This window comes from Streptomyces sp. SS8, from assembly GCF_054072955.1.
The window spans coordinates 142,346-161,800 of record NZ_JBSVCZ010000013.1 but is presented as its reverse complement, the minus strand read 5'-3'; the positions used below and the strand labels follow the sequence as shown (position 1 = coordinate 161,800).

General features: G+C 72.1%; 15 protein-coding genes. 3 read left to right on the top strand and 12 right to left on the bottom strand.

What is annotated here, in order from left to right:
• Both dapC and fdxA read right to left on the bottom strand, forming a co-directional pair.
• Nucleotides 1–1,094: succinyldiaminopimelate transaminase (dapC, locus tag ACW69E_RS15180; protein ID WP_457498759.1), on the bottom strand; the 1,094-nt coding region annotated here is incomplete at its 3' end.
• Between the two features lie 90 nt (nucleotides 1,095–1,184).
• Nucleotides 1,185–1,511 (bottom strand): ferredoxin, encoded by a 327-nt coding sequence (gene fdxA / locus ACW69E_RS15175; RefSeq protein ID WP_093661226.1) that lies wholly within the window; start codon nucleotides 1,509–1,511, stop codon nucleotides 1,185–1,187.
• Nucleotides 1,512–1,655: 144 nt separating this feature from the next.
• On the opposite strand from fdxA, the gene ACW69E_RS15170 reads away from it, so the two are divergent.
• Nucleotides 1,656–2,663 carry a GNAT family N-acetyltransferase gene (locus tag ACW69E_RS15170; protein ID WP_457498772.1) on the top strand — a complete coding sequence of 336 codons (1,008 nt, stop codon included), beginning with the start codon at nucleotides 1,656–1,658 and terminating at the stop codon, nucleotides 2,661–2,663.
• A 19-nt stretch (nucleotides 2,664–2,682) separates the two neighbouring features.
• Nucleotides 2,683–3,552 carry a transglutaminase family protein gene (locus ACW69E_RS15165; RefSeq protein WP_457498758.1) on the top strand — a complete coding sequence of 290 codons (870 nt, stop codon included), beginning with the start codon at nucleotides 2,683–2,685 and terminating at the stop codon, nucleotides 3,550–3,552.
• Nucleotides 3,553–3,619: 67 nt separating this feature from the next.
• On the opposite strand, the gene ACW69E_RS15160 is transcribed toward ACW69E_RS15165, so the two are convergent.
• From ACW69E_RS15160 to ACW69E_RS15145, 4 genes are all read right to left on the bottom strand, one after another.
• Complete coding sequence (locus ACW69E_RS15160; protein ID WP_457498757.1) at nucleotides 3,620–5,710, bottom strand: hypothetical protein; 2,091 nt, start codon at nucleotides 5,708–5,710, stop codon at nucleotides 3,620–3,622.
• A 229-nt stretch (nucleotides 5,711–5,939) separates the two neighbouring features.
• Nucleotides 5,940–6,332: a DUF6113 family protein gene (locus tag ACW69E_RS15155; RefSeq protein WP_457498756.1), complete on the bottom strand. Its 393-nt coding sequence runs from the start codon at nucleotides 6,330–6,332 to the stop codon at nucleotides 5,940–5,942.
• On the bottom strand, nucleotides 6,329–7,264 hold the full coding sequence (gene mshB / locus ACW69E_RS15150) for an N-acetyl-1-D-myo-inositol-2-amino-2-deoxy-alpha-D-glucopyranoside deacetylase (protein ID WP_457498755.1): 936 nt from the start codon (nucleotides 7,262–7,264) through the stop codon (nucleotides 6,329–6,331). Before mshB ends, ACW69E_RS15155 begins: the two co-directional genes overlap by 4 nt.
• A gap of 24 nt (nucleotides 7,265–7,288) precedes the next feature.
• Nucleotides 7,289–7,483: a hypothetical protein gene (locus ACW69E_RS15145; RefSeq protein ID WP_093661216.1), complete on the bottom strand. Its 195-nt coding sequence runs from the start codon at nucleotides 7,481–7,483 to the stop codon at nucleotides 7,289–7,291.
• Nucleotides 7,484–7,808: 325 nt separating this feature from the next.
• Here ACW69E_RS15145 and ACW69E_RS15140 point away from each other — a divergent pair, with 325 nt between their 5' ends.
• On the top strand, nucleotides 7,809–10,040 hold the full coding sequence (locus ACW69E_RS15140; protein ID WP_457498754.1) for a prolyl oligopeptidase family serine peptidase: 2,232 nt from the start codon (nucleotides 7,809–7,811) through the stop codon (nucleotides 10,038–10,040).
• Between the two features lie 105 nt (nucleotides 10,041–10,145).
• Here ACW69E_RS15140 and ACW69E_RS15135 read toward each other — a convergent pair whose 3' ends face one another.
• The 6 genes from ACW69E_RS15135 to typA all read right to left on the bottom strand — a co-directional run bounded on the left by ACW69E_RS15135 (nucleotide 10,146) and on the right by typA (nucleotide 19,135).
• Entirely contained in the window at nucleotides 10,146–11,288 is a 1,143-nt protein-coding gene (locus tag ACW69E_RS15135; protein ID WP_457498753.1) for an ABC transporter ATP-binding protein, read from the bottom strand.
• A gap of 12 nt (nucleotides 11,289–11,300) precedes the next feature.
• Nucleotides 11,301–12,365: an ABC transporter ATP-binding protein gene (locus tag ACW69E_RS15130; RefSeq protein ID WP_279950693.1), complete on the bottom strand. Its 1,065-nt coding sequence runs from the start codon at nucleotides 12,363–12,365 to the stop codon at nucleotides 11,301–11,303.
• A gap of 10 nt (nucleotides 12,366–12,375) precedes the next feature.
• Nucleotides 12,376–13,353, bottom strand: coding sequence for an ABC transporter permease (locus ACW69E_RS15125; protein ID WP_457498752.1), 978 nt, complete (start codon nucleotides 13,351–13,353; stop codon nucleotides 12,376–12,378).
• Nucleotides 13,354–13,472: 119 nt separating this feature from the next.
• Nucleotides 13,473–15,269, bottom strand: coding sequence for an ABC transporter substrate-binding protein (locus tag ACW69E_RS15120; RefSeq protein WP_457498751.1), 1,797 nt, complete (start codon nucleotides 15,267–15,269; stop codon nucleotides 13,473–13,475).
• Between the two features lie 99 nt (nucleotides 15,270–15,368).
• Entirely contained in the window at nucleotides 15,369–16,406 is a 1,038-nt protein-coding gene (locus tag ACW69E_RS15115; RefSeq protein WP_457498750.1) for an ABC transporter permease, read from the bottom strand.
• An 821-nt stretch (nucleotides 16,407–17,227) separates the two neighbouring features.
• The gene (typA, locus tag ACW69E_RS15110) at nucleotides 17,228–19,135 is read right to left on the bottom strand and encodes a translational GTPase TypA (protein ID WP_237880220.1); all 1,908 of its coding nucleotides are present in this window, start codon (nucleotides 19,133–19,135) and stop codon (nucleotides 17,228–17,230) included.
• Nucleotides 19,136–19,455 lie beyond the last annotated feature (320 nt).

Below are 19,455 nucleotides of genomic sequence, written 5' to 3'. Positions count from 1 at the left end.
ACCGCCTCCCCGACACGCTCGTCGGTGGCCGTGAAGGCGACCCGTACGAACCGCTCGCCCGCGGGGCCGTAGAAGTCGCCGGGCGCCACCAGCACACCGCGCCGGGCCAGCTCCCCGACCGTGTCCCAGCAGGGCTCGTCGCGCGTCGCCCACAGGTACAGCGACGCCTCGCTGTGCTCGATCCGGAATCCGCTCGCCTGAAGCGCCGTGCGCAGCGCCGCACGCCGTGCCGCGTAGCGCTCGCGCTGCTCGGCCACGTGCGCGTCGTCGCCGAGCGCCGCCACCGTGGCTGCCTGCACCGGGGCGGGCACCATCATCCCGCCGTGCTTGCGCACCCGCAGCAGTTCCTCCAGGACCGCCTCGTCCCCGGCCAGGAACGCCGCCCGGTAACCGGCCAGGTTGGAGCGCTTGGACAGCGAGTGGACGGCGACGACGCCCTCGTGGGTGCCGCCGCAGACGTCCGGGTGGAGGACGGAGACCGGTTCGGCCTCCCAGCCCAGCTCCAGGTAGCACTCGTCGCTGAAGACCAGCACCCCGTGCTCGCGCGCCCAGGCCACGGTGGCCTTCAGCTCCTCCCTGGGCAGCACCCGGCCGGTGGGGTTGGAGGGGGAGTTCAGCCACAGCAGCCGCAGGCCCTCGGGGTCCAGCTCGCGCGGCGACTCGTCGTAGACGACCGGCTCGGCGCCCGCCAGCCGCGCCCCCACCTCGTACGTCGGGTACGCCAGCCGCGGGTACGCCACCTTGTCCCCGGTGGCCGGCCCGCCCCCGATACCGAGCTGGATCGGCAGCCAGGCCACCAGCTCCTTGGAACCGACGACCGGCAGTACGTGGGTGTGCGCCAGCCCCCGCGCGCCCAGCCGCCGCTCGCTCCAGCCGACGATCGCGTCCCGCAGCTCCGCCGTGCCCCAGACCGTCGGGTAGCCGGGGCTGTCGGCGGCCCCGGCCAGCGCCCGGCGGACCACCTCGGGCACCGGGTCGACGGGGGTGCCCACGGAGAGGTCCACGATTCCGTCGGGGTGTTCGGCCGCGGTCTTCTTGTACGGCTCCAGCCGGTCCCACGGGAAGACCGGCAGGCGGGAGGACAGGGGTGGCACTTGGCTTCGCTCTCTTTCCTGGAAAAGCCCCGGTCCCGCACGGCGGCGGGGCCGTACGGGACCGGGGTCAGTGCTGCGGGTGGCGCGGGGTCACTCGTCGTGGCTCTGCGGCGGGAGCGCGGCGACGAACGGGTGGTCGCGCTCGATCAGGCCGAGCTTGCTGGCGCCGCCGGGCGAACCCAGCTCGTCGAAGAACTCGACGTTGGCCTTGTAGTAGTCCTTCCACTCCTCCGGGACGTCGTCCTCGTAGAAGATCGCCTCGACCGGGCAGACCGGCTCACAGGCCCCGCAGTCGACGCATTCGTCCGGGTGGATGTACAAGGACCGCTGGCCCTCGTAGATGCAGTCGACGGGGCACTCCTCGATGCATGCCTTGTCCTTCAGGTCCACACAAGGCTGCGCGATGACGTAGGTCACGCTGTCGTTCCTCCTCGGTAGGGCGCGGGCAGCCGGTCCGGTTGTGGCTGAGCCGCATGGCGCGCGGGAGCGCGGCGTCGTCGATGCCCGCCTCTAGTATCTCCGTTCCCGGGCAGGAGACGAACAGGAGGGGTGACAACGACCGTGGAGTTCACCGTGGGCGGACGACTCGAGCTTCGCATCAGCGCCGATGACGTGGGGAAACGTGTCTCGGTGCGCAGTCTGACCGGTTCCGCGGACACCGGTGCCGCCTTCACCGACACGGTCGGCGTTCTCACATCCTGGAAGGACGGTGTGCTCTCCATCACACGGCGTGGCGGGCAGAGCGTGGCGATCGAGGAGGCGGCCCTGGTCGCGGGGAAGACCGTGCCCGCCGAGCCCGCCCGCCGCCGCGGCCCGGCGGCGGGGGTGCGGGAGCTGGCCGAGGTGGCGGCGCGCGGCTGGCCCGCGGTGGAGACCGCCCGCCTGGGCGGGTGGCTGCTGCGCGCCTCCGGCGGCTTCACCGGCCGCGCCAACTCCGCCCTCCCCCTGGGCGACCCCGGCACGGACCTGGACGCGGCCCTGGCCGAGGTCGTGCGCTGGTACGGCGAGCGCGGGCTGCCCGCGCTGGTCCAGGTCGCCACGGGCGCGGCCGGGGGCGACGAGCTGCTGGCCGCCGAGCTGGAGCGGCGCGGCTGGACGGCCGAGCGGTTCGCGCTCCTGTGCACCGGGGCGCTCGCACCGCTGGCCGACCGCGAGCCGGACGGCCGGGTCCGGCTGTCGCGGCGGCCGGACACGGCCTGGCTGTCCGCCTACGGCCGCGGCGCCCGGGCAGCGGCCGACGACGCGCTGAAGGTGCTGGCCGGCGGCCCGTCGGTGTGGTTCGCCACCGTGCCGGGCGACGCTCCGCAGGGCGCGCCGGCGGCCATCGGGCGGTGTGTGGTGGACGGCCGGTGGGCGGGGTTCGCCGCCGTCGAGACCGCCCCGGGGCGGCGGCGCGAGGGGCTGGCCACGGCGGTGATGGCCGAGCTGGCCCGCGCCGCGCTGGCGGAGGGGGCCTCGGCCGCCTACCTCCAGGTCGAGCCGGAGAACACCGCCGCACGGGCGATGTACGCCAGGATGGGCTTCGCCGACCACCACTCCTACCACTACCGCCGGGCGCCGCGCGGCTGAGCCGGGCAGGGAGGGCCTGATGGACAGTCCGGACACCGCGGGAACCGACTCGGTGCGGGAGCGCTTCGCACGGGCCGCGCGGGCCGAGCGGCCCGATCTGGCGCTGCTGTGCCTGCTGATCGGTGCCGAGGCCGACCCCGGCGTACGCGCGGAGGGCGGCAAGGGCGTGGACGGCCTCGTCGACGCCGCCCAGATCGAACTGGACCGGCTGACGGGTCTGCTGCCGTACGCGCCCTCGCGCACCCCCGCGCAGTGGGCGCACGCCCTGGCCGAACTGCTCGGCGGGCGCCACGGCTTCCACGGCACGCCCGCCGACTACCGCCGGCTGGAGTCCTCGCTGCTGAACGAGGTGCTCGTGCGGCGGCGCGGGCTGCCGATCCTGTTGTCGGTGGTGTGGATGGAGGTCGCACGCCGGGCGGGCGCGCCGGTCTACGGGGTCGCCCTGCCCGGGCACTTCGTGGTCGGCTTCGGCGATCCCCGCGGCGAGCACGTCCTCGCCGACCCCTTCGCGGGCGGTCTGCCGCTGACCGGGCAGGACGTCGAACTGCTGGTGGCGAACACGGCGGGAACGCCGTTGTCGGAGGCGATGCTCCAGCCGGCCGGCCCGGTGGAGATCGTGCTGCGGGTGCTGAACAACATCCGCGCGTGGGCGGCGGCCCGCCCCGAGCACACCGATGTCCAGCTGTGGGCGGTGGAGCTGTCCCTGCTGCTGCCGCACCATCCGGCCCGGCTGCGCTACGAGCGGGCGCGGCTGCTGGTGGAGCGGGGCGACTTCACCGGCGGCGCGCGGGAGCTGGAGGAGTACGCCGACATGGTCGCCGCCATGGAGCCCAACGCCGCGGTCACCGTGCGCCGCGAGGCGCGGGCGGCCCGCTCCCGGCTCAACTAGCGCCGCGCCGGCCGGGGCGAACCCCGGCCGGCGCGGCTCCGGTGACGGCCGGAGGCGGGCCCGCCCGCTACTGCGGATCGAGCTCGATGACGCCGACCCGCTTGGCCGGGTCCGTCTCGCGCAGCGCCTCGCGCAGCGCGCCGGCCACGTCCTGAGGGGTGACCGGCGTCCTGGACCCGTTGCCGCGGGTGATCAGGACACCGTCGAAGGTGCTGCCGTACAGCTCCTCGAGCACCTTGAGGTCGTAGGTGTCCACGAGCTTGCCGTTCACCGGCTTCATGGACAGGAACTTCGGCAGCGACCCGGTGGGGCTGAACGGGATCGACCTGTCGCCCGCCCTCACCGTGACCAGTCCGGACATCGCCGGCTCGCCGAACTCCCGGATCGCCCGGTCGATCTCCTTCTGGTCGACCGAGGGCTGTGTGAGGGCGACCGGCAGCTCGACCGACTCGCTCCTGCCGGTGGCGACCTGCGTCCGGTAGGCGTCCTCCAGCATGTCCGCACCCTTGCCCGCGTCGACCTGCTTGTGCGGCTTGCCGGGGACACCGACGGCCTTGCCGCCGGTGAACTTCACCATCCCGTCCCGCGGCCCGCCGCCGGACGCCCCGGTGAGGTCCTTCAGCGCCGCCGTGAGCTTCTCCTCGTCGACCTTGAAGACCGGCTCGGCCTGCCGGGTGCCGCCGAGGAGCGATCCGATCACGGAGACGGGGTTGTAGTCCCGGCCCGAGGCGCCCCTCACGGTGTTCTCGGTGTCCAGCGACAGGCCCGCGACGCTCGGCTTGAGCGTCTTCTGCCCGCCCTCCAGCTCCAGCACCAGCGGCATGCGGGCCCGCTCGCCGAGAACGGCGTCGAGCCTGTTCATCGCCTCGGCCTTGCCCGTGCCTCCGATGTCCACACCGAGCACGGTGGTGCCGTTGGGGACATCGGCGTGGTCCAGCAGCAGGCCGGCGCCGTACGCGATGCCGAGCACACCGAAGGTGGCGACGCCGAGCAGGACCAGCTTGGAGCGGCCCCGCTTGGCGGGTGCGGGTGCGGGTGCGGGCGGCCGGGCGCCGTGCTCGTCCGCCGGAGGGGCGGGTCGGCCGTCGTCGTCGGCCGCGGGCACCCGCGGGATGCCGCTGACGAGGGTGTCACCGGAGACCCTGCCGTGGGAGGGGCCGGGGCCCTGCCCCTCGAAGGGGTCCTGAGCCCCGAAGGGCCCCTGCCCCTCGAAGGGATCCTGCCCCCCGAAGGGGCCGGGGGCCGCGTCCGGATCCGCCGGGAAACCGGGTCCGCCGGCGGGGCCGCCGAAGTCCGACGCCGGTCCGCCGGTGCGCGGCGGCTCGGGCGCGGTGACGGGACCGGGGCCCGAGGCCGGGGCCGCGGTGGGCTGCGGCCCGGTGTCGCCCGGACCGGGCGGCGGCACGGCGCCGTCCTGCTGCCGGAACCCCGGCGGCAGCAGCGGCATCCCGCCGGTGGCCGGCCCGGTGGTCGGCCCGCTGGGGCCCTCGCCCCGGGCCGGCGGCACGGCGGGGAAGCCGTGCGGCGGGGTGCCCTCGGGGCCGGACGGCGGCGTGCCGCCCGGGCGGACGGCGCCGATCGGGCCGGTGGCGTCCGCCCGGTCGGCCGGGAAGCCGTGGGGCGGGGTGTCGGTTCGCTGCCGCGGCGGTCCCGCGGGGGCCGGGGCCCCCGGGGCGGGCGCGCCGCCGTTCGCACCGGCGGGCGCGCCCTGCGCTCCACCGGACGGGGGCTTGCGCGGGGCGAACCACGAACTGGTCGGCTTTCCGCCACCGTTGGCCGAGGACCCCCCGGAACCGGCCGAACCCGGCCTCCCCGGTGCCCCGTTCGGTCCCGGCGCGCCCGCGGTGGACGGCGCCGTGCCGTTCGCGGTACCCGACGGACCGTCCGGCCCCGCCGTGTTCCCGTCGGCGCCGGACGTCTCACCGCCGCTGTCGCCCCCGGCCTCGCCGACGGGCTTGCGCACGACGACGGGCGGGATGGGGCGGGAACCCGGGATGTTGATCCGGATGCGGGTGGTCAGCGTGGTCTCGGTCTTCGGCTCGCCCGGCTGCGCGGTGGGCTCGCCCGCCGGTGCGGCGTACGGCTCGCCCCCCGGCGGGTGGGCGGTACCGCCCCGCGCCTGGGGCCCGGAGGACGGAGTGTCAGTTTCACGGCTCAATGCAGGATCTCCCGGTTGGATTCGCCGCCCGTCATGGTTCCGATCGGCTTGCGCGAGCGGCTCGCCGGCGCGCACCACCTTACTGGGGGCCGCTGCCCCGAGCCCCGGGAGTGCCGAATCACCGCCCCGGCGGACCGTGTGTGCGAATGCCGCGCCGGCATATCGCCGCGCGGATTCTCGGCCACTTCGGGGCCGGTTGTCGACCGGAGACCGACCGCCTCCGGCCGTTTCACCGTCCCTTCACGAGATCCGCCGGGCCCGTGGTCCCTCCGGGCGGAAGCTGCCCGGGGGGTGTGACCGTGGCGCACACCACAGCGGCGAACATCCCGCCCAGCAGGTAGAAGTAGGTGCCTCCCCCGGCGCCGAAGGCGAAGTCGCCCTCGGGGCGCGATGTGGTCAGCGGCAGCACCACCAGCAGCCAGCCGACCCCCGGAGCCGCCGCTCCGGCCCTCGTGCCCGTCAGCCGCGCGCCGCCGTGGAACAGCGCCACGGAACCGCCGAGCGCCAGCAGCAGGCCCAGCGGGAACCATCCGGCCTGGACGAGGGCGCCCGCGACGGCCACCGCTCCGCCCAGCACGGCCAGTACGGCGTATGCGGCGATCCGCGCCCCGCGCGCCCTCATCGCGGGCCCTCCACGCCCCCGGCCGTCCCCACCAGCCCCTCGAAGAGGTCGCGCAGCGGCCCGCCGGGGCCCCCCGTGCCGTCGGCCAGCCGGAAGTGCTCGGTGCGCAGCAGCGGCTGGCCGAGCCGGTTGGACAGGGCGAAGGACTCCGGCGGCCCGGACGGGGAGTCGGCCACCACGATCTGGGTGGCGTGGGCGCGCATCGCCGCGGCCTTGGCGGCCACCTCCGCCTCACCGCCCTCGACGACGGCGTCCACCTCCGCGTCCTCCACCACGCCGGGGACGTCCCCGGCCGAGGCGAGTTCCGGGAAGGGGGCGCCGCCCGGGGCGCGCAGACGGGCGAAGCCCTCCTCGACCACCGAGCGCGCCGCGCAGTTCCAGTAGACGCGCCCGACCCGGTGCGGCTCCCCGTCCCGCTCGGTGCGGTACGCGGGGTCGGCCGCCAGTTCCACCGCGCGCATCGCGACCCGGTGGGCCTGGATGTGGTCGGGGTGGCCGTACCCGCCGTTCGGGTCGTAGGTGATCAGCACCTGGGGGCGCACCTGGCGGATCTCCTCGACGAGATGGGAGGCGGCCTCGTCGACGTCCGCCCGCCAGAAGCAGTCGGGGCGCTCGTTGGCCGGGGTGCCGAACATCCCCGAGTCCCGGTAGCGGCCGGGGCCGCCCAGGAAGCGGTGGTCGGCCACGCCCAGCTCCCGCACGGCGTGCCGCAGTTCGCCGATCCGGTGCGGTCCCAGCCCGTCCTCGCGGTCGGCCGCGAGGTGCGCCAGGGCGGGCGGGATGATCTCGCCCTCCTCCCCCAGTGTGCAGGTCACCAAAGTGACCAGCGCACCCTCGGCGGCGTATCGGGCCATGGTGACGCCGTTGGTGATCGACTCGTCGTCGGGGTGCGCGTGGACCAGCATCAGGCGGCGCGCGGGAAGCTCGGTCATGGTGGCGAGCCTACGCCGCCGGTGTCAGAACTTGATGCTGCCGATCATGCCGGCGACGTTCGATGTCAGTTCGCTGATGGTGGGAGCGATCGACGAGCTGGCCATGTAGAAGCCCAGGAGCATGCAGACCAGTGCGTGTCCGGTCTTCAGCCCTGATTTCTTGATCAGCAGGAAGACGATGATCGCCAGCAGCACCACCGCCGAAATCGAGAGTGCCACGGCGGTTCACCTCCAAGAGCGCGCGGTCGACACGGAATCAGGATGCTTGTACGACAGGGCAGTTCTGAAGCTACATACCCCGCCGCGAACCATGCGCAACGGATCATAACTTTCCGTGAGTCGGCACGGATCGGTGCACGGGTGCAGAAGAGGGGCGCACACCTGTGTGACCTTGGACACGTCCCCTTCTCCCGACCGGCCGCGGGCCCTCTCAGGGCTCCGGGAGGGGCCCGGGAGGGGTTCCGGCGGGCCACGCGGAGGGTGCGCGGGAGCGGTGGCGGGCGCACCGCGGGAGCACGGCCGCGTGACGCCGTACGCTCGCCCCATGGTCATGTCGTTTCCACGCCAGTACGCCAGAACGCAGCGCTTCACCCTGGGGGCGCCGCGCGCCTTCACCGTGGCCCCGGACGGCTCCCGGATCGTCTTCCTCCGCTCCCGCGGCGGCACCGACCGGGCGAACCTGCTGTGGGTGCGGGAACTCGGCGGCCCCGGCGGGACCGGCCCGGACGGGGGCCGGGAGCGCGCGGTGGCCGATCCGGCGGAGCTGCTCGGCGGTGCGGACGAGGAGCTGTCGCCCGAGGAGCGCGCCCGGCGTGAGCGGAGCCGCGAGGGGTCGGCCGGGGTGGTCGGCTACGCGACCGACTCCGCGGTGGAGACCGCGGCCTTCGCCCTGTCCGGGCGGCTGTTCACCGCCGACCTGCGCACGGCCGCCGTACGCGAGCTGTCCACCCCCACCCCGGTGGTGGACCCCCGCCCCTCCCCCGACGGCCGGCGCGTCGCCTACGTGGCGGACGGCGCCCTGCGAGTGGCGGACCTCGGCGGCGGGGGCGACCGGGCGGTGGCCGGGCCGGAGGAGACCCGCGGCGGCGGCCGTACGACCTGGGGTCTGGCGGAGTTCGCCGCGGCCGAGGAGATGGACCGCTCCCGGGGTTTCTGGTGGTCTCCGGACGGCACCCGGATGCTGGCCGCCCGGGTGGACGACTCGCCCGTGCGCCGCTGGTGGATCGCAGACCCGGCCAATCCCGAGAGCGAGCCGGCCGAGGTGGCCTATCCGGCCGCCGGCACGGACAACGCCGAGGTGACGCTCCATCTGCTCGACGTCGGGGACGGGGAAGGAGCCGAAGGGGCGGCCGGGGAGGCGGGCCGCACCGAGGTGGTCTGGGACCGCGTCCGCTACCCCTACCTCGCGCGCGTCCACTGGTCGGCCGCCGGGCCGCCCCTGCTGCTCGTCCAGTCGCGCGACCAGCGCAGCCACCTCTACCTGACCGTCGACACCGCCACCGGCCGCACCTCGCCGCTGCACGCCGACGAGGACCCGGCGTGGCTGGAGCTCTTCCCCGGCGTGCCCGTCTGGACGCCCGACGGGCGCCTGGTGCGGATCGCCGACGAGGGCGGGGCTCGCGTCCTGGTGGTCGGTGACCGGCCGCTGACCTCGGCCGCCCTGCACGTACGCGCGGTACTGGACGTCGGTGACGAGGACGTGCTGTTCTCCGCCTCGGCCGGGCCGGACGCGCCGGAGGACTCCCCCGTGGGCGAGATCGCCGTCTACCGGGTCTGGTTCCGCGGCAGCGGCGACCAGGGCGGCTGGGAGCGGGTGAGTCCCCCGGGCGGCGCGCACATCGCCTCCGCCGTCCGCGGCGGGGACACCGTGGTGCTGTCCACCGCGGCCCTGGACCGGCCCGGCGCCCGCGCCGAGGCGCTGCGCCTGCCCGGGACCGGCAAGGGCTCCCCGGCACCGCTGGCCGTCATCGCCTCACACGCCGAGACACCCGTGCTGACCGCCCGCCCCCGGCTGCTGCGCGCGGGTGCCCGGCGGATTCCGGCCGCCGTGCTGCTGCCCACCGGGTACCGCGACGGCGACGGGGTGCTGCCGGTCCTGCTGGACCCCTACGGCGGCCCGCACGGCCAGCGCGTGGTGGCCGCGCACAACGCGCACCTGACCTCGCAGTGGTTCGCCGACCAGGGGTTCGCCGTGGTGGTCGCGGACGGCCGCGGCACCCCCGGCAACTCCCCCGCCTGGGAGAAGGCGGTCGCGGGCGATCTGGCGGGCACCACCCTGGACGACCAGGTCGAGGCCCTGCACGCACTGGCCGGGGACCACCCCCTGGACCTGGGCCGGGTCGGCATCCGCGGCTGGTCCTACGGCGGCTATCTGGCCGCGCTGGCCGTGCTGCGCCGCCCCGACGTCTTCCACGCGGCGGTGGCCGGCGCGCCCGTCACCGACTGGCGGCTGTACGACACCCACTACACCGAGCGCTATCTCGGCCTGCCCCAGGAGCGGCCGGAGGTGTACGCGGCCAACTCCCTGGTCACCGACGAGGGGCTGTCGGCGCCGGCCGTTCCGCACCGGCCGCTGATGATCGTCCACGGCCTGGCCGACGACAACGTGGTGGCCGCCCACACCCTGCGGCTGTCCTCGGCGCTGCTGGCCGCGGGCCGTGCGCACGAGGTGCTGCCGCTGTCCGGGGTGACGCACATGACCCCGCAGGAGCAGGTGGCCGAGAACCTGCTGCTGCTCCAGGTGGCCTTCCTCAAGAGGTCGCTGGGCGTGGCGTGACCGTGCCCGGCCGCGTCGCGCCGGACCGCGCAGCCGTACGGCGCGGACGCCGCCGAGCCCCTCACGGGGCACGGCGGCGTCCGGGCGTGTCGCGGGGCGCCGTGCTCAGGACTCCTTGCCCGAGCCGGCGGCCCCGGTGTCCTTGTTCTCCATGGCGACCAGGCCCGGGTCGAGGACGATCTCCTTGCCGCCCTCGATGGTCCCGGCCTCCGGGAAGTGACATGCCGTCAGGTGACCGGGGGTGTTGCCCTCGATCTGCACCAGCGGCGGCACGTCCGTCGCGCACTTGTCCTGCGCCTTCCAGCAGCGGGTGCGGAAGCGGCAGCCGGACGGCGGCGAGATGGGCGAGGGCACGTCGCCGGCGAGGCGGATGCGCTCGCGCCCCTCGGTCTCGTCCTCGTCGCGCAGCACCGCCTCGGGGACGGCGGACAGCAGCGCGTGGGTGTAGGGGTGCCGCGGCCGGGTGTAGATCGACTCGCGGTCCCCGACCTCCACGATCTTGCCGAGGTACATCACCGCGACCCGCTGCGAGAAGTGCCTCACGACCGCGAGGTCGTGCGCGATGAAGACGAAGGCGATGCCCATGTCCCGCTGCACCTGCTGGAGCAGGTTGACGACCTGCGCCTGGATGGAGACGTCCAGCGCGGAGACCGGCTCGTCGGCCACGATCAGCTTCGGCTCCAGCGCGAGTGCGCGGGCCACTCCGATGCGCTGGCGCTGACCGCCGGAGAACTCGTGCGGGAAGCGGTTGTAGTGCTCGGGGTTGAGGCCGACGATCTCCAGCAGCTCGCGGACCCGCTTCTCACGGCCTCCGGGCGGGTTGATGCCGTTGATCTCCATCGGCCCGCCGATGATCTTGCCGACCGTCTGGCGCGGGTTCAGCGAGGAGTACGGGTCCTGGAAGATCATCTGGATCTCGGACCGGATCGGCGCCAGCTGCTTGCGCTTGGCGTGGGTGATGTCCCGGCCCCGGTAGTTGATCGTGCCGCCGGTCGGCTCCAGCAGCCGGGTCAGCAGCCGGCCGGTGGTGGACTTGCCGCAGCCGGACTCGCCGACGAGGCCGAAGCTCTCGCCCGCGTGCACGGTCATGTCGACCCCGTCCACGGCCTGGACCGCGCCGACGGTCCGCCTGATCGGGAAGCCGCCCTTGATCGGGAAGTGCTTGGTCAGCCCCTTGACCTCCAGCAGGGGCTCGCCTGTGCCCACGGCCGGGTCCGCCGGCCTGGTCAGGGTGAGTTCGTCGCTCATGTCTGTTGCTCCCTAGCCCAGCCGGGGCTTGATCTGCTCGATGAAGTACGTCCGCTTCTGCTCCGGCGTCAGGTGGCAGGCGGCTCCGCGGCCCTCGGGCAGCAGCGGCCTGTCACCGGTGCAGGAGACACCGCCGGGGACCTTGTCCCTGTACTCGCAGCGCGGGTGGAAGGGGCAGCCCGACGGCGGGTTGAGCAGGCTGGGCGGAGTGCCCTCGATCGGCCGGAGCTTCTGGTTCACATCCCCGCCGAGCCGGGGCATCGAGCTGAGCAGGCCCCAGGTGTAGGGGTGCTGGGGGGCCCGCAGCACCTCGCCGGTGGTGCCCCGCTCCACGGCCCGGCCGCCGTACATCACCATGATGTCGTCGGCCACGTCGGCGATCACGCCGAGGTCGTGGGTGATGAAGATGATCGCCGACCCGAACTCCTGCTGGAGGTCCTTGAGCAGGTCGAGGATCTGGGCCTGGACGGTGACGTCCAGGGCGGTGGTCGGCTCGTCCGCGATCAGCAGATCGGGGTCGCACACCAGCGCCATGGCGATCATCGCGCGCTGCCGCATACCGCCCGAGAACTGGTGCGGGTAGTCGTCGACGCGGGTCTTGGGGTGGGGGATGCCCACCTTCTCCAGCATCTCGATGGCGCGCTCGCGCGCCTCGCGCTTGGAGGCGCCCGTGTGCTTGCGGAAGGGCTCCCCGATCTGGCGGCCGATGGTGTAGTACGGCGACAGCGCGGTCAGCGGGTCCTGGAAGATCATCGCCATCTTGTTGCCGCGCAGACCCTCCATCGTCTTCTCGGAGGCGCCGGTCAGCTCCTGGCCGTCCAGGACGATCTCGCCGGTGATCTCCGTGGACCGCGGGTTGTGCAGGCCCAGGATGGCGAGGTTGGTGACCGACTTGCCGGAGCCGGACTCGCCCACGATGCCGAGCGTCTTGCCGCGCTCGACCTCGAAGGAGAGGTTGTTCACGGCCTTGACGATGCCGTCCTCGGTGGAGAACCGGACGTGGAGGTCGCGAACCGAGAGGAAGGAACCCGCCCCGGTCGGGGACGGCGCGCCCTCGGTCTTGGTGAGTGTGGTCACGGTCGTTCTCCTAGGACAGGCGCACACGCGGGTCGATGAACCCGTACACGGCGTCCACGACGAGGTTGCAGAGCAGGATGAAGGCGGCGCTGACCAGCATGACGCCCATGGTCAGGGGCAGGTCCTTGTAGAGGACCGACTCGACGGCCAGGCGTCCGACGCCGGCGAGGCTGAAGGTCAGCTCGGTCACGATGGCACCGCCGAGCAGCGCGCCCAGGTCGATGCCCAGGATCGTGACGATCGGGGTCAGCGAGCCGCGCCAGGCGTACCGGAAGAAGACGTACTTCTCGGACATGCCCTTGGCCTTCGCCGTGCGGACGTGGTCCTCCTGCATCTGCTCGATCAGGGTGGACCGCGACATACGGGTGTAGTTCGCGGTGAAGATCAGCGACATCACGAACCACGGGATCAGCAGGCCGACGAACCAGGCCGCCGGGTTCTCCGTGATCGGCACGTACTTCGGGGAGGACAGCCAGCCGGTGCTGTAGACCAGCAGGCCCAGCACGATCGGGCCCAGGAAGTAGATCTGCATCGAGCTGAGGACCAGCGAGGCGGAGCTGAAGGCCTTGTCGATGAAGGTGCCCTTGTTGCGGGCGGCGATCATGCCGGCGCCGAGGCCGAGGGTCAGGAAGATGACCAGGCCGCCGACGGTCAGGGAGAGCGTCAGGGGCAGCCGGTCGATGATCGTGTCCCACACGAACCGGTCGTCGTTGAACGACACGCCGAAGCAGGGGGCGTCGCAGTGGCCGACGGCGAAGTCCCGCCCCGCCACGATGCCCTTCATGAACTCCCAGTACTGCGCCGTGATCGGCTTGTCCAGTCCGAGGTTCTCGTGAATGATCGCCAGGTTCTGCGGGGTGCAGTTCTTGCCGCACGCCAGCAGGGCCGGGTCCTGCGGGATGGCGAAGAACATGGCGAAGGTGAAGGCGCTGATCAGGATCAGGATGACGAAGGCGCCGACCGACCGGCGAATGAGGAATTTAAACATGGTGGTGGTTCGCAGCTCTCAGCACGGCGACAACGACGACGGGGGTGGGACGTGCGAAGCGAAAGCCCGTGGGCGGGCCCCCGGGGGGTTCTCCCCCGGGGACCCACCTCATGAGCCGGTTACTTCTTCAGGTACAGCCGGGTGAGGTCGATGTAGCTCTTGACCGTGCTGTACCGGGCACCACCGACGTTGGAGCCGTAGATCTGCAGCTGCTTGGTGTAGTACAGCGGAGCGGCCGGGTTGACCTCTTCCACGATGTACTTGTGCAGCTCGACCCACTCCTTGGTGGCCTCTTCCGGGTCCTGGATCTTGGAGATCCGGTCGATCTCGCCGTTGACGTGCTTGTCGTTGATGTGCGAGTAGTTCGACGCGCCGTCGGCGATCTGGTCACCGTCGTACACCGGCGGGATGACGGTGGAGGGCGACGGCCAGTCCTGGCCCCAGCCGGTCATGTAGATGTCCAGGCCGTTGTCGACCTTGCCGACCTGCTCGTACCAGGTGGAGGGGTCGATGTCCTTCTTCTGGACGTCGAAGCCGGCCTTCTCCAGGGCGGTCTCGATGATGACGGCCTGCTTCTGGCGGTGCGGGGCGTTGGCGTAGGCGTAGGTGAGCTTCATGCCCTCCTTGCCGGCTTCCTTCAGAAGCTGCTTCGCCTTCTCGATGTCGCCGTTGGGCTTGTCGAGCTTGCCGTACGGGTCGTAGCCCTCCTCGTAGCCCGGCAGGGTCGGGGCGAGCAGACCGCCGGCCGGCTCACCGGCGTAGGAGCCGCCGTCGGGGCGCAGGATCTGGCCGTTGGGCAGCGCATGGGTGATCGCGTCGCGGATCTTCTTGTCCTTGAGGCGGTCCATGTTCATGTTGAGCTGCCACACGTAGGGCTGGTAGCCCTTGATCGTGCGGTCGTCGGCCTCTTCGATGACCTGCTTGATCTTGGTGGAGTCCACCGAGCCGCTGAGCTGGATGGCGTTGGCGGACTCACCGCGGTCGGCCAGGATGCGCTCGGTCTGGTCCGCGCGGTCGTGGTTGAACGTGATGTTCCAGCCGTCCACGTACTGGTGGCGGGAGGGGTCCGTCTTCGGGTCCCACTCGGTGTTCTTGACCAGCTTCATGGACTTGCCGGGCTTGAAGTCGGCGATCTTGTACGGGCCGAGCGCCACGGGCTTCTGGTCGTACTTCGCCTTGGTGTCGTCCTCTTCGGGGACGATGGAGTAGCCCGGCATCGCGAGCGCCTGCGGCAGGTCGGGCTGCGCGGTCTCGAAGTGGAAGACGATCGTCTTCTCGTCCGGGGTCTCCAGGACGGAGTCGGGCAGGTGGTCGCCCTCGTACGGACCGTCGGGCAGCTCGTCGCGGTAGTCGGGGCCACCGGACAGCCACTGCTGGATGTAGGTCGGGCCGTCGGTGATGTGCTTGGAGTACAGGCGCTCGATGGTGTGGCGGACGTCCTTGGAGGTGATCGGGTCACCTTCCTGGTCCTTGATGCCGTCCTTGAGCGTGTACGTCCAGGTCTTGCCGTCGTCGGACTGCTTGCCCGAGTCGGTGGCGAGGTCGCCCACGACGGTCAGGCTGCCGTCCTCGGCCTGGGTGTAGGTGGTCAGACCGCGGTGGATGAGACCGGAGAGCTGGCCGGCGTCGCTGACGTAGATCTGGCCCGGGTCCAGGTGGGAGAAGTCGTCCTCCTGGTAGACCCGGATGGTGCCCCCCTCCTGGGCGCCCTCGACCGGCTTGGCCGGGCCCTTGGAGGCGGCGGCGTCGCCGTACTCGACCGCCGCGGACTGGGCCTTGGCGGCCTCCTTGTCCTTGGCGCTCTCCTCGCTCTTGCTGCCGTTGTCACTGCCGCTGCTGCAGCCGGTCAGCACCAGCGAGCCGGCGGCGAGGGCGACGAGCGCGCCTCGCAGTGTGCGCGATCGGATGGGATTCATGATGCTTGTGCACCTGCCTGTCAGTTGGGATCCGTCTGCTGCCCTGTCGCGCCCGGTCTCCCGGACGCGGGGGTGGCAGCCCCCCTCAGATGGACGTGATCAGCGTCCGGACTTGGGGTCGAAGGCGTCCCGCACGGAGTCGCCGAGGAGGTTGAAGGCCACCACGAAGATCACCATTGCGATCCCCGGGAAGAACATGTACGTCGGGTTGTCCTGGTAGATCGTGGCGGCGGTCCTGAACATGCGCCCCCAGTCCGGCGTCGGCTCCACGTAGCCCACGCCCACGTAGGACAGGAAGGCCACGGAGAGGATCGTCGCGGGGAGCATGTAGGTGGCCTGCACCAGGATCGGGGTGACCAGGTTCGGCAGCAGCTCCTTGCGGATGATCCGCCAGGGCGACGCCCCCGAGACCTTGGCGGCCTCCACGAACTCACGCTCGCGCAGGGTGAGCGCCTGGCTGCGCACCAGGCGCGCCATGCCCATCCAGCCGAGCAGCCACAGGACGACGATGATCGCGGACGCCCGGACGTAGACCGGGGTCTCGTCGACGGGCGACACGAAGACGGCCACCACCACGGGCATCGCCGCGATCAGTGTGAGCTGACTGGGGAGGGCCATCATGAAGTCGGTGACCCGGCCGATCCAGTAGTCGACCTTCCCGCCGAAGTAACCGCCGATCAGACCGATCAGCACACCGGTGACCACCATCAGGATCGTCACCGGGAGCGCGGTGAACAGCGAGGTCCGCATGCCGTACAGCAGCTGCGTGAAGACGTCGCGGCCGAGCTCCGGCTCGATGCCGAACCAGAACTCGGAGGAGATGCCTCCGTTGGGACCGGCCGGGAAGCCGAACTCGTCCAGCAGCTCGTACTGGTCCTGGCCGTACAGCGTGTACGGGTCCTTGCCGTAGAGCCAGGAGATCACCGGTGCGAGGGCGGCGATCAGGAAGAAGAAGATCACCACAAATGCACTGATCACACCGACACGGTCACGCTTGAAGCGCAGCCACATCAGCTGGCCGGGTGAACGGCCGGCGAGCTGGCCGCCACTGCCGGCGGTCTGCTCTTTGCTCAGGCTCTCGGCGTCCGGGCCAGGGTTGTCGGCCTGGGCTGTCGCAGCCTGGGTTGGACTCGTCATCGCGTTGCGCCCCCGCGCTGTGGGTGTTGGCGGAACCCGCTCTTTCTTCGGCACTGGGAAATGCCATGGGCTGAGCGGACTTTTGCAATCGGTTCCCAGCTCAGTCAAGAGGTCTTGGCCTTCGGTTGGCCACTCTCCGCACATCTTGAGCGAAGGTTTTGCAGATTGAGGTCCCAGCGTGCTTGACAGACTCCAGAAGAGTCGGACATATAGCCACTTTGGACCCATAGAGAGTTAATGAATCCGCAACCCAGCCGTCGCTGCGCCGATATACGAACGCGCCGTTCTGAACTGCGTACGGACCTCTCGTGACACGCCCGCAACCCTGAGGATGTCCCCCGAAAGAGCGGACGCGCGTAGATCCATCCCGCGCGAACGGCCGCCAAAACCGTTGCGACGGCAAACAACGGCATGTTCGCGCGGCCCGTTCCGCGCCGCGTTGCCGACGGGGGCGGAGCCCCGCGGAGCCGTCCGTACCGGCCGCCCGCCGCGGGCCCTCCGCCCACACCCGCCGGGCCCTCTCCCGGGCACGCGAACGGGCGCCGGAGCCGCGGGCCGCGTGACGGCACGGCGCCGACGCGGCGGACCGCCGCCGCCGAAGCGGTGGGGACGGCTCCTCGCACAAGCGCCTCCTTCAGGGCCTGGAGATCCTCTCTCCGGAGCCATATCACCTCATAAGAGACTTTTCCCGTCGCTACGCCGAACGGGCTCCCGGAGCGCTCCGGCGGCCGCCCGGATGCCGCACGGCCCCGCACGGCCGCCGGTCCCGGACGACCTCGAACAGTCCCGGGCAGTCCCCGGCAGCGCGGAGGGGCGGCGCGTCAGGCGTGCTTGGCCCGGGAGGCGGCGCGGGCGCGCTCCTTCTGGTCGAGGACGACCTTGCGGATGCGCACGGCTTCCGGGGTCACCTCCACGCACTCGTCGTCGCGGCAGAACTCCAGGGACTGCTCCAGCGAGAGCTTGCGCGGCGGGACGATCGACTCGGCCACGTCGGCGGTCGAGGACCGCATGTTGGTGAGCTTCTTCTCCTTGGTGATGTTGACGTCCATGTCGTCGGAGCGGGAGTTCTCACCGACGATCATGCCCTCGTACACCTCGGTGCCCGGCTCGACGAAGAGCACGCCGCGCTCCTGGAGGTTGGTCATCGCGAAGGCGGTGACGGCCCCGGAGCGGTCCGCGACGAGCGAGCCGTTGTTGCGGGTCTTCAGCTCGCCGAACCAGGGCTCGTGGCCCTCGTGGATGGAGTGCGCGATACCCGTGCCGCGGGTCTGGGTCAGGAACTCCGTGCGGAAGCCGATCAGGCCGCGGGAGGGCACGACGAACTCCAGGCGCACCCAGCCCGAGCCGTGGTTGGACATGTTGTCCATCCGGCCCTTGCGGGTGCCCATGAGCTGCGTGACGGCGCCCATGTGCTCCTCGGGGACGTCGATGGTCAGGCGCTCGACCGGCTCGTGGACCTTGCCGTCGACCTCCTTGGTCACCACCTGCGGCTTGCCGACGGTCAGCTCGTAGCCCTCCCGGCGCATGGTCTCCACCAGGATGGCCAGCGCCAGCTCGCCGCGGCCCTGCACCTCCCAGGCGTCGGGGCGCTCGGTGTCCAGCACGCGCAGCGAGACGTTGCCGATCAGCTCCCGGTCGAGGCGGTCCCTGACCTGGCGGGCGGTGACCTTGCGGTCCTTGACGGCCGACTTGGCGTCCGCGCCCTTGCCGGTGCCGCCCCGGCCGACCAGCGGCGAGGTGTTGGTGCCGATGGTCATGGAGATCGCCGGCTCGTCGACGGTGATCAGCGGCAGCGCGACCGGGTTCTCCGGGTCGGCCAGCGTCTCGCCGATGGTGATGTCCGGGATGCCGGCCACGGCGCAGATGTCGCCGGGGCCCGCCACCTCGGCCGGCTTGCGGGTGAGCGCCTCCGTCATCAGCAGCTCGGTGATGCGCACGTTCTGCACCGAGCCGTCGCGCTTCATCCAGGCCACCGTCTGGCCCTTGCGCAGCTCGCCCTGGGCCACGCGCAGCAGCGCGATGCGGCCGAGGAAGTTGTCGGCGTCCAGGTTGGTGACGTGGGCCTGGAGCGGGGCGCCCTCCTCGTAGGAGGGGGCCGGGACGTGCTCCAGCAGCGTGGAGAAGAACGGCTCCAGGCTGTCGCTGTCGGCCGGGACGGTGCCGTCGGCCGGCTTGGTCAGCGAGGCCACGCCGTCACGGGCACAGGCGTAGACGATGGGGAACTCGATCTGCTCCTCGTCCGCGTCCAGGTCCAGGAAGAGGTCGTAGGCCTCGTCGACGACCTCGTCGATGCGGGAGTCGGGGCGGTCGGTCTTGTTGATGCACAGGATGACCGGCAGCCGGGCCTGGAGCGCCTTGCGCAGCACGAAGCGGGTCTGCGGCAGCGGGCCCTCGGAGGCGTCCACCAGCAGCACCACCGCGTCCACCATGGACAGGCCGCGCTCGACCTCGCCGCCGAAGTCGGCGTGGCCGGGGGTGTCGATGATGTTGATGGTGACGGGGGCGCCGCCGTCCTTGGGGTGGTACTTGACCGCGGTGTTCTTGGCGAGAATGGTGATGCCCTTCTCGCGTTCCAGGTCGTTGGAGTCCATCACGCGGTCGTCCACCTGGTCGAGCTGGTGGGCGGCGAAGGCGCCGGCCTGCTTGAGCATGGCGTCGACCAGGGTCGTCTTGCCGTGGTCGACGTGGGCGACGATGGCGACGTTACGGATGTCGTGGCGCGTGGGCATACTGGGGGCGCTTCTCCCGGAATCGTGGATGGCGGCGCGACCGGTGCGTCGCGCGCCCGCCGGGCTGATCATCGCCACGGCCTGTCATCCCTCCATGTTACGGGCCCGGCGCCGGTGGACGGGGCCCGACGGCTCCCCGCGGCCCCGGCCCGCGCTCTGTGCGACCGTAGGCCGCGGCCGTGTCCACCCGGTGACGCCGGGGTGACCGCCCGCCGACCGGGAGCTTCGCCCCGCGCCGGGGCACGGGCACGGCTCCCGCGCGGGGACGGTGTGACGTGCGGCACTCCCGCCCGCGCACACGGCGGGGGCGGGAGCGGAGA

Excerpts from the sequence above, each read along its gene's own strand:
- mshB (WP_457498755.1), bottom strand. The coding sequence starts at position 7,264 with ATGACCGAGCTTCCCGCGCGCCGCCTGATGCTGGTCCACGCGCACCCC.
- ACW69E_RS15140 (WP_457498754.1), top strand. The coding sequence starts at position 7,809 with ATGGTCATGTCGTTTCCACGCCAGTACGCCAGAACGCAGCGCTTCACC.
- ACW69E_RS15120 (WP_457498751.1), bottom strand. The coding sequence starts at position 15,269 with ATGAATCCCATCCGATCGCGCACACTGCGAGGCGCGCTCGTCGCCCTC.
- ACW69E_RS15155 (WP_457498756.1), bottom strand. The coding sequence starts at position 6,332 with ATGAGGGCGCGCGGGGCGCGGATCGCCGCATACGCCGTACTGGCCGTG.
- ACW69E_RS15115 (WP_457498750.1), bottom strand. The coding sequence starts at position 16,406 with ATGACGAGTCCAACCCAGGCTGCGACAGCCCAGGCCGACAACCCTGGC.
- typA (WP_237880220.1), bottom strand. The coding sequence starts at position 19,135 with ATGCCCACGCGCCACGACATCCGTAACGTCGCCATCGTCGCCCACGTC.
- ACW69E_RS15125 (WP_457498752.1), bottom strand. The coding sequence starts at position 13,353 with ATGTTTAAATTCCTCATTCGCCGGTCGGTCGGCGCCTTCGTCATCCTG.
- ACW69E_RS15135 (WP_457498753.1), bottom strand. The coding sequence starts at position 11,288 with ATGAGCGACGAACTCACCCTGACCAGGCCGGCGGACCCGGCCGTGGGC.
- ACW69E_RS15165 (WP_457498758.1), top strand. The coding sequence starts at position 2,683 with ATGGACAGTCCGGACACCGCGGGAACCGACTCGGTGCGGGAGCGCTTC.